Consider the following 8,126-nt stretch of genomic DNA (forward strand, 5'->3'; position numbering starts at 1 on the left):
CGAGCAACCAGCGAGGTACCACCGAAAGTCTCCATCGCCTCGCCCTCTAGACCTGGTCCATAGGTTCAAATCACACCCAAAATCAAGCACTGACGTGGCGCTCGGCGCGTCCGACTGCTTAAATGAGCCTCCCCGCGCGTTCAGCTCTCCTTCTCGAGCTCCTGAAGAGCATTTCGAATGGCTGCGACTAGCGTCGCTATCGAATAGGGTTTCTGCACCCAGCCCAGCGGTCTGGCCGCTTCGGCTCGAAGCCGCACGTCGCGATCGCTATGGGCCGTCGTAAAGACGCACCGTATGCCCAACTCGCGGTACAATTCCACGGCCGCGTCGATGCCGTCCCGCTTGCCGAGCAAGCGGATATCCATCAGGGCAAGCACCGGCTTGGTCGAGAGCGCCATACTTATCGCCTCATCGGCGCTGGTCGCGAGGCCCGCCAGCGAGAAGCCTTCGGCCAGCAGTCCCGCCACTACATCCAGCGCGATCAGGTAGTCGTCTTCGACGATCAGAATCGGCTGGTTCAGAGCGGTTTCGGGGTGTCCTCCGCTCACATCATCTCGGGAGAAGACTACCTGCGGCTTGAAGGGCCGATTGATGTCCCCCGCACGGCTCAACTCAGGTATCGCTGCTTTTGGTCGCAAGGCCAATCTCCTGAGGCATCTGAGAAAAAATAATGGTGCATCTGGACGGGCTCCGGCTGACTTCGAACGTCGCGCCGATCTGTCGCACCAGGCCTTCGACAAGTCGCAGGCCGGACGACGACGAGCGTACCGAACTCAGTTCGAAGCCCGGGCCCTCATCCTCTACCACAAGGCTAATCGCCCGGCCGTTCTGTCTGATGGAAACGCGAATAGTTCCATGCTCATTTCCGGGCAAGCCATACTTCACGGCATTGATCAAAAGCTCGTTGATAATAAGCGCCAGCGGCATCGCAACGTCGTTCGGCAGTTGGATCGGATCTGCCTCGCAGACCAATTGAACGGCTGCGGGAAACATCTGTTTTGCTGTCTCGCAAACAGCTCCCAGGAAAGGTTCGGCACCGAAGTTGATGGCATCGGGCGTGTCATAGAGGACCCGCTGAGCGGCAGCCATGGCGGCCACCCGCTTGCTGGCCTCATGCAGAACGGTTTGAGCCTCCGAACTCTTGCTGGTCCTTGCCGCCATGGAAAGCAGGGACTTCAGCATCATCATGTTGTTCTTCACGCGATGATTGAGCTCGTCGAGCAAGATCCGTTGCTGGCTTTCTGCCTGCTTACGCTCGCTCACATCGACCAGCATGTTTATGGCGCCGGTGATGTTTCCCGCGGCATCGCGCATCGGTGTGGGATAGGGAATGAATGGAACCCGGGTACCATCCGGCCGCTCGGCCACCGCTTCATATCCCCGGAGGGGCCGCCCTTCGCGCAGTGAGATGGCCATGGGACACTGATCGTGGGGGAGCGGCGTTCCATCCGGCCAGTAGAGCTTCCATGTCACGCACCATTCGTCGGTGCCAATGACGGGCGTTCGGCCGGCAAGTTGCACCGCCGCTTCATTGAAGTAGGTGATCTTACCGTCGCCATCCGTGGTGTAGATCGCGGCAGGAATGGCCGCGAGCAGGTCTTGAAGGTGGCGCTCGCTGTCTTGTATCTTCGCTTCCGCTACCTTTTTGTCGGTTATGTTCCGGGCGATTTTGGATGCTCCGACGATATGGCCTGACGCATCCCGCACCGGCGATATTGTGAGAGAGATATCTACCAGCGTTCCGTCTTTGCGGCGGCGAACCGTTTCGAAATGATCGACGAGTTCGCCGTTGCGGATGCGGCCTAATATCAGCGGCTCCTCGTGCTGCCGACCCTCGGGAATGATAGTGGTGATGGGCTTACCGACCATCTCCGCGGCCGTATAGCCGAACAACCGCTCGGCGCCGCGATTCCAGGTCGAGACGACGCCTCTGAGATCCTTGCTTACGATGGCGTCATGGGACGACTCCACGATTGCCGCCAATTGCCGGGTCGCATTCTGTGTCTTGACACGCTCAATGCCAAAGCCGAGCTGGCGTGCAATTGTCCGGGCGACTTCAACCTCTTCGGCCGAGCATTCGTGCGGCTCGTCGAAATAGGCCATGAACTTGCCCAACAGACGCCCACCTTCGGTTATCGGAATGAAGCAGACCGCGTCGATGCCTTCTGTTCGGATTGCCTGTCTCAAGCCGTCGGGGAGTTCGGCCTGTTCCACATCGCGCATGCAAATCGGCTGCGGATCGCGGTCTGCCGCGGACCAGGGCGAATGGCCTTCCACGGCGCCTCGATATGCCTTCGACAAGCCCCGCCAGGCGACAAACTTCATGATCCCGCCTTCCAAGAGCAGAACAGAAGCACGCTGACATCTTAGCCCGCGCTGGATCGCGTCGAGCGCCGCCTCGTAGACGTCTTCGCGGGTACGGGCGTGCTGTAGCATTTCCGTTAATTGATGCAGCGCAGCCTGCTCCTCGGCCCTTTGGGCGAGCGTCGCCTCAATCTCTTTCCGCTCGGTGATATCGTGCTGCACCCGTACCGCGTAGTGAAACCGCCCACTGCCGTCGTAGACGCTGGAAGACGTCACGACAGCCCAGAAAAGCGACCCGTCCTTGCGCACGAACCGCTTCTCGATCGTGTAGCTTTTGATCTCGCCAGCGACCTGTTGGCGATATTTCATGCGATCCGCCTCGACGTCGGGAGGAAAGGTCCGATCGAAAATAGATCGGCCAACAAGGTCCTCCTGCGTACAGGCCAAAAGACGGCACAAATGTCCGTTCACCCGCAGCAGCCGGCCTTCGGCGTCAGCTTCCACGATTCCCACACCAGCGCTGTGATAGGTCAGGGCAAGCCTCTGCTCCTGTTCGCGCAACAACTCTTCCGCTTCGACCTTCTCAGTCACGTCGATGGTGATGCAGCGCGTATTGAGGAACTGACCACCAACCGAACGCACATTCGATGTTATCTCGACCCAACGCATGGAGCCTTCTTTGGCGCGCAACCTCGCACGATAATGTCGAAGCTGCTCATGCCGAGAAAGGCGGTGCAAAATGTCTTCGATCGCGGCGGGATCGGCGTGGAATTCGCGGATGTTCCGGCCGATGTATTCCTCCGCGGCATAGCCGAGCAAGTCCAGTTCGGCTCTATTGGCGCGCAAAATCGTGCCATCATTCGCGACCAGGTGGAGAGCCACGGCTGCATTCTCGAAGAAATCTTCCATATCGCTGCCGGGGAGCAGGACCGCACGGGGCCCTTCGACGTCCCTTTCATCGGCGAAGGATTTCGCGCCAGAAATGCTGGAGGGCAAAGCTCGTTGTTCCATGAAAGATTGAATTCCCCTAAACGCAGCTTAACACTCGATTTCACAAGAGGTTCCAACGGGCTGCACAATTCACCCGGCCATTAACGGCAGGTGTTATGCTGGAAGGCGTTCGCGGGCGCCGGACCAGCAAATCCGGCGACTCGATGATGCCGCTATTTTTTGAGCCGTCGCAGCACGCTTGCACGGCACCGCGACCTGACGCTTATCCAGACCTATGCGGAAAGCAGCCAGTCAAAGATCCGGTTCCCGGCTTGGCTTTTGCCGAGAAGCCGCCCGCTCCAAGGACATGCGCAACGGATGCTGCGGAGCGTTAATATTCTTCTGGACGCTAGTACAAGCCGCTACATATTTAACGATCGGGCAGCTGTCGGAGACCTTCTAGGCACACGACTGCCGACCAAAAGGATGATCCGCTGATTTCGGGATGGAGAAAGGCCGTGGAAGATCGCGCCGGCTCGCTGCCCAACGTAGCTGACTTCGTCATTCACAAGGTTCTGGATACGTTCGAATACTCCGACCGCGGCGCGGTGATCACGATGGTCGATCCGCAGGGCGCACGCATCCGTCTCCACGTCAACATCGTCACCGGGGAGTTGCTTTGCGAACACATTGCCGAAGCGCTGGAGCAGCGATACGGGAAATAGAACGTCTACTTCAACAGCGTCATCGTCCTGTCGACGGCGCGATGCAATAGTCGGCCCAATTGTCGATCAGGAAGTCGGCGATGAACGACGGCCGGTCAATCACCTTTTTCACATCGCGAACCGCCGAGTTGGGGCAGACGAAAATGTAGCTGGTGGGCAGCGTGAATTCGCCCTGGCCCGCATGGTAGAAAATTTCCCGAGCTCGGTGACGAACTCCGCCTTGCCCAAGGGTGATTTCAGGTGCTTACACTGATAATTGTGCCATTCGCCGTCGTAGCGTTGTTGGACAGGAATCCGACGGCGGCGCGACCCATGTCCGCTGATCGCGTGGGACGCTCAAATCCGATATAGCTGCTTTCGAGGCGTGCGAACCACTTTTTGATTAAATCTTCCAGTTCGCTGTCGGTCAGATTCAGGACAAAGCGGTCTTCGTTAAACGGCATTGTGCGCTATTCCACCTTCGCACAAGAAGTGGCGAATATTCTATTCGTTCTCAAGCTGTATTCGCCCAAGGTGACGCGGCGGCGGGGATTATATAGGGGCGCTTCAAGCGCAGCGAGCGCTCTCAATGCGGCTGACGCCGGCAAACTCGTATTCCAGTTCCCAAGCTCGAAGCGGACGGGGTTGGCCGCCAGTTGCCAATCTCGGCAGGCCAGTTCGAAGGCCTGCCGTTTTGCGCCTCGTGTCCGCAACCGCCAGACGGCTTGCGGGCCCAAGCCATGGTGCTGCCGACACCGCACCTCGCCTGGCCGATCAAGGCAGCGGAAACTCATATGGGCCATTCTCATTTCGATGATGCTAGCCGAGGGCGAGCCGCGTTGAATGCGGCAAGAACTTGAGCGCCTATCCGACGTAGCGCGGACGGCCGCTTCAACGCGCTCGGTGGGTTGCTGACCCGTCGGTCTTTCGACTGGGAACCGGTCAGTCCGGCATCGAACTGCTGACGTTGGCTTAGCCCCAGAAGCGTTAATCATGCATCGCCTATTTCGAAAGCGGCGCTACCGCAGCTGCTCGCTCGAACTCTGTAATGGAGCGCGCAGGCGGCCGACCGTAGGCGTCCAGCAGAGCATTCCAGAATCGCAGCAGGAGCGCGCGCCGTTCATCCGGCGTCCAAATCTCCAGCTCTTCGTTCACGTCCACCCAAGGGCTCACAGCCGGGAAGCGTTGCGTTTGGTATTGGCCAGGCAAGACAGTCCCGGTCAGATCACCAGCGCCAAGTTTGATTCCGATCGGACCCTTGCCGCCCATCGCCCTGATGGCGGCGACGTCTCTTACTCACGGGGATTTCTTTCCCACGTCTCTTGGCGAGCAATGCATGGGAAAATGGGCTCTGTTCGTTCGATTGTCTTCCCTTTGCATGGTTATTGATTTTCCTCTCGCAGGAACATGATGCGGTCGCCGCTGGCGAAAGCTCTCGCGCCGCGTTCCACTTCCACTTGAAATATCTTCGTCGAGATCGCCTGCAGCGCGCATGCGCTCGCGTGCTGCCTGGTTGAGCGCGCGCACCTCGTCGTTTGTGTGGGTGAGAATGATCCGGCTTGCCTCAGGCTGCGTCTGCCTGTCGCGATCCCAGCGTTCGACCAGACCGCTGCGCGCGTCGTCCCGAGTCGCCGCCTGACGCACCATGCCTTGCGCCTCATAGGCGTCGATCGCTGCGCCGATCCTGCCGGTTGCCAAATCGCAGGTGGCATCACGCTGCCAGTCCTCGCGCTGCTTGCGCACCTGGCCGATTTCGACGCCGCAGTGACGTTCGTGGATCGAACGGAACGCAGCACCCGCCTCGATCGCGTGCAGTTGCTGTGGATCGCCGACCAACCATACGGGGCACAGCGCTACTCATCCAAAGTGGCCGAGACTCTCGGCTCGAGTTCTCCAACGCCTCTCGCGGCGCGGGCGCGGCCGGAGACCTCCCAACAAAGCGGCGCGGACGATTCCACGCCCGGCATTCACCCAACTTGGTGGCTGATTGAACGTTCCATTAGCGATTGCTTGACTAAACCGCTGCCCGCTCCAGACTCCCTTTATGGCGAAGGGCAGCATCAAAGTCGGCGACGAGGTCGCCATCACCGCTAAGGTGCGGGGTCGCGTGACGGAGATCGCGTCAGCGTGACGATCCCCTCATACGACTTTCCCCACTCGATTATCGACCGAACGACAAAGATCACGCATGGCCAGGAGATCGAACTGACCGGCGACGTCACTCATGTCGACGAAGCGAAGGTCACGGTCAACCTGGGCATTCCCGTTACGGTCAACGCCGATACGGTAAGGCTGGTCATGCGCAACGTGCCGCCGAAGCGGAAGACTCCTCTGATGGACAAGGCGACATGACGAAGCTTTCGGAGCTCGGCCCATTCGAAGCTCACCTCAACGGAAGGATTTGCGAGCACGAAAGTGAGTATTTCTACCGCTGCCCCCGGTGCGGTCAGATGGTGGATGAGCGGGACGCGCGGCAGGTGGTCTGGCACTCTTTCTCGGAGCATCGGCGGCTGATCATCGATGGTGAGGCGCCTCACTTGCCATAAGCGACGAATTGTAGCTGGCAGCCGAAGCGTGCCGACCAAAAAAACTGGCAACCGACGGCGGCCGTTTGAGGCGCCCCCATTCGAGCGCCTGCCGGCTGAACCTAGCCATCCTGCTCCTGCGGTAGGCCGTCGGTTAGATCGTAGAAATCGGACTTCGAGCCGACGAAAATATGCTTGGCAAGGCGCAGGCCGGTCGGTCGGTCAAGGGTTCCAGCAGCGACGAAGGTTTCGATGCCCGGAGCCGCCTTCCAGAATAGATTACCACCGCAGCGCGAGCAGAAGCCCCGCTCGACGTCATCTGACGACCGGTACCAACTGAGAGTCGACGACGCTTGCAGTCGGAGATCCTCCGAGCGACAGGCCGCCATAGCCGCGAAGTTGCCGCTTGTGCGGGCGCATTGGGTGCAGTGACAGGCTATAGGCTGTGCAAGCTCGCCCGCTATTTCGTAACGCACAGACCCGCATAGACAACGACCCGATGGCATGGAGACCTTACCCGCAGAGGAGGATATTGTTCCATGAAGTTGCAAGCTATTAGAGTCATGGGCTGAAGTAGCGGCCGGAGTCTAAGGCGTCTTCTGAATCCGCTCGCGGCTACGGCGAAAGGCTTCAGATAATGTAAATCGCATACGCCGCTCGACCAGCTTGGGTTGCTAGTCAGCCAAATCGCTCCGCTCCAAAATGCGCACAAAGTAGCTGATCAGGCGGCGGGATCGCTGTCGCTCAGATCGGAAGAACCTTCGGCATTAGAGGATTGGTTGAGTTGGGCCATCTGCTTTGCCTGGGGCGCGCGCCGTCATGTTCTGTTCCTCGAAGGCAACCCGGCCACGTATCTCTGATTGTGCGGCGAAGCTTCCGATTGGCCGGCCGGTGACTAGCAGGATAGAAAACGACTTGGCCGACCAGACCCAAACAACGAGCTAATCAACTTAACCGCAGACATCGTCTCCGCATATGTCGGCAACAATCCCCTCCCCGTATCGGGGCTGCCCGACCTCATTGCTTCTCTCGATACATCCGGCATTCGCCAGCCAAGGCACCAGAGCAACCTGCGTTGGCGCCCACGGTCAATCCGAAGCGATCGGTGCTCCCCGACTACATCATCTGCCTCGAGGACGGGAAGAAGTTCAAATCGCTGAAGCGGCATCTTGCGTTGCACGGCCTGACGCCCGACGAGTACCGCGAGAAATGAGGCCTTGGCTTGTTACTATCCGATGGTAGCGCCAAATTATGCCGCGCAGCGGTCGGCACTGGCGAAGGCGAGCGGACTCGGTTCGCAAGCCTGGGGCCAAGCCAGGGGGATCGCCGGTAAAAAGCGCTCGGGCCGGTGATTGTACGCGTCGTCGTTGCGTGGGCGACTGCGGCGCATCCGGCCCGGTCTGCATCGACGAATTGAACACTGTTAGAAGCTGGAATCGCCGTTCCGCTACGCCCGCGTCAGCCACCCGCTGAAACGTTGCTGCTCCGCGCGGGTGTGTATCATTTTAATACAATCCTCAATTTGTAGACTGCTGCGATGCATTGGCGGCTATTGGTTCTGGCCGTCATTTAGGAGGGAAAAGCCGCGCGGGAGGAATACCAATGACCATCCAAAAGGAAGACTATCGAACCAACAGAGCCGACTATGCCATCGCATCGATGC

General features: G+C 59.2%; 6 protein-coding genes and 2 pseudogenes. 3 read left to right on the forward strand and 5 right to left on the reverse strand.

All coding sequences use genetic code 11. The features are described 5' to 3' along the window. Positions 1-140: 140 nt before the first annotated feature. Positions 141-638, reverse strand: a complete 498-nt coding sequence (locus tag FJ414_RS21880; RefSeq protein WP_246672471.1) for a response regulator — start codon at positions 636-638, stop codon at positions 141-143. Next, a complete protein-coding gene (locus tag FJ414_RS31885) occupies positions 613-3,315 on the reverse strand; it encodes a PAS domain S-box protein (protein WP_246672472.1) in 2,703 nt (900 codons plus the stop codon). The genes FJ414_RS21880 and FJ414_RS31885 overlap by 26 nt, the downstream gene beginning before the upstream one ends. A gap of 437 nt (positions 3,316-3,752) precedes the next feature. Between FJ414_RS31885 and FJ414_RS21905 the strand changes: the two genes are divergently transcribed. Further along, on the forward strand, positions 3,753-3,959 hold the full coding sequence (locus FJ414_RS21905) for a hypothetical protein (protein ID WP_140646433.1): 207 nt from the start codon (positions 3,753-3,755) through the stop codon (positions 3,957-3,959). 236 nt (positions 3,960-4,195) lie between these two features. Here the strand turns inward: FJ414_RS21905 and FJ414_RS21910 are convergent, their stop codons facing one another. Then, on the reverse strand, positions 4,196-4,402 hold the full coding sequence (locus FJ414_RS21910; RefSeq protein WP_140646435.1) for a hypothetical protein: 207 nt from the start codon (positions 4,400-4,402) through the stop codon (positions 4,196-4,198). Between the two features lie 933 nt (positions 4,403-5,335). Next, a pseudogene (locus FJ414_RS21915) lies at positions 5,336-5,774 on the reverse strand (AAA family ATPase); the annotation flags it as partial. A gap of 291 nt (positions 5,775-6,065) precedes the next feature. On the opposite strand from FJ414_RS21915, the gene FJ414_RS21920 reads away from it, so the two are divergent. Further along, the gene (locus tag FJ414_RS21920; RefSeq protein ID WP_348640016.1) at positions 6,066-6,290 is read left to right on the forward strand and encodes a hypothetical protein; all 225 of its coding nucleotides are present in this window, start codon (positions 6,066-6,068) and stop codon (positions 6,288-6,290) included. A 295-nt stretch (positions 6,291-6,585) separates the two neighbouring features. Here FJ414_RS21920 and FJ414_RS21925 read toward each other — a convergent pair whose 3' ends face one another. After that, complete coding sequence (locus FJ414_RS21925; protein ID WP_140646436.1) at positions 6,586-6,969, reverse strand: GFA family protein; 384 nt, start codon at positions 6,967-6,969, stop codon at positions 6,586-6,588. A gap of 438 nt (positions 6,970-7,407) precedes the next feature. Between FJ414_RS21925 and FJ414_RS21930 the strand changes: the two are divergent. Next, a pseudogene (locus FJ414_RS21930) lies at positions 7,408-7,815 on the forward strand (MucR family transcriptional regulator). Positions 7,816-8,126: the final 311 nt, after the last annotated feature.

Origin of the sequence: Mesorhizobium sp. B3-1-6, from assembly GCF_006439555.1 — a bacterium.
Classification (GTDB): domain Bacteria; phylum Pseudomonadota; class Alphaproteobacteria; order Rhizobiales; family Rhizobiaceae; genus Mesorhizobium.

Bases quoted from the DNA above. Each gene is read 5' to 3' on its own strand.
- FJ414_RS31885 (WP_246672472.1), bottom strand. From the start codon at position 3,315: ATGGAACAACGAGCTTTGCCCTCCAGCATTTCTGGCGCGAAATCCTTC.
- FJ414_RS21925 (WP_140646436.1), bottom strand. From the start codon at position 6,969: ATGCCATCGGGTCGTTGTCTATGCGGGTCTGTGCGTTACGAAATAGCG.
- FJ414_RS21910 (WP_140646435.1), bottom strand. From the start codon at position 4,402: ATGCCGTTTAACGAAGACCGCTTTGTCCTGAATCTGACCGACAGCGAA.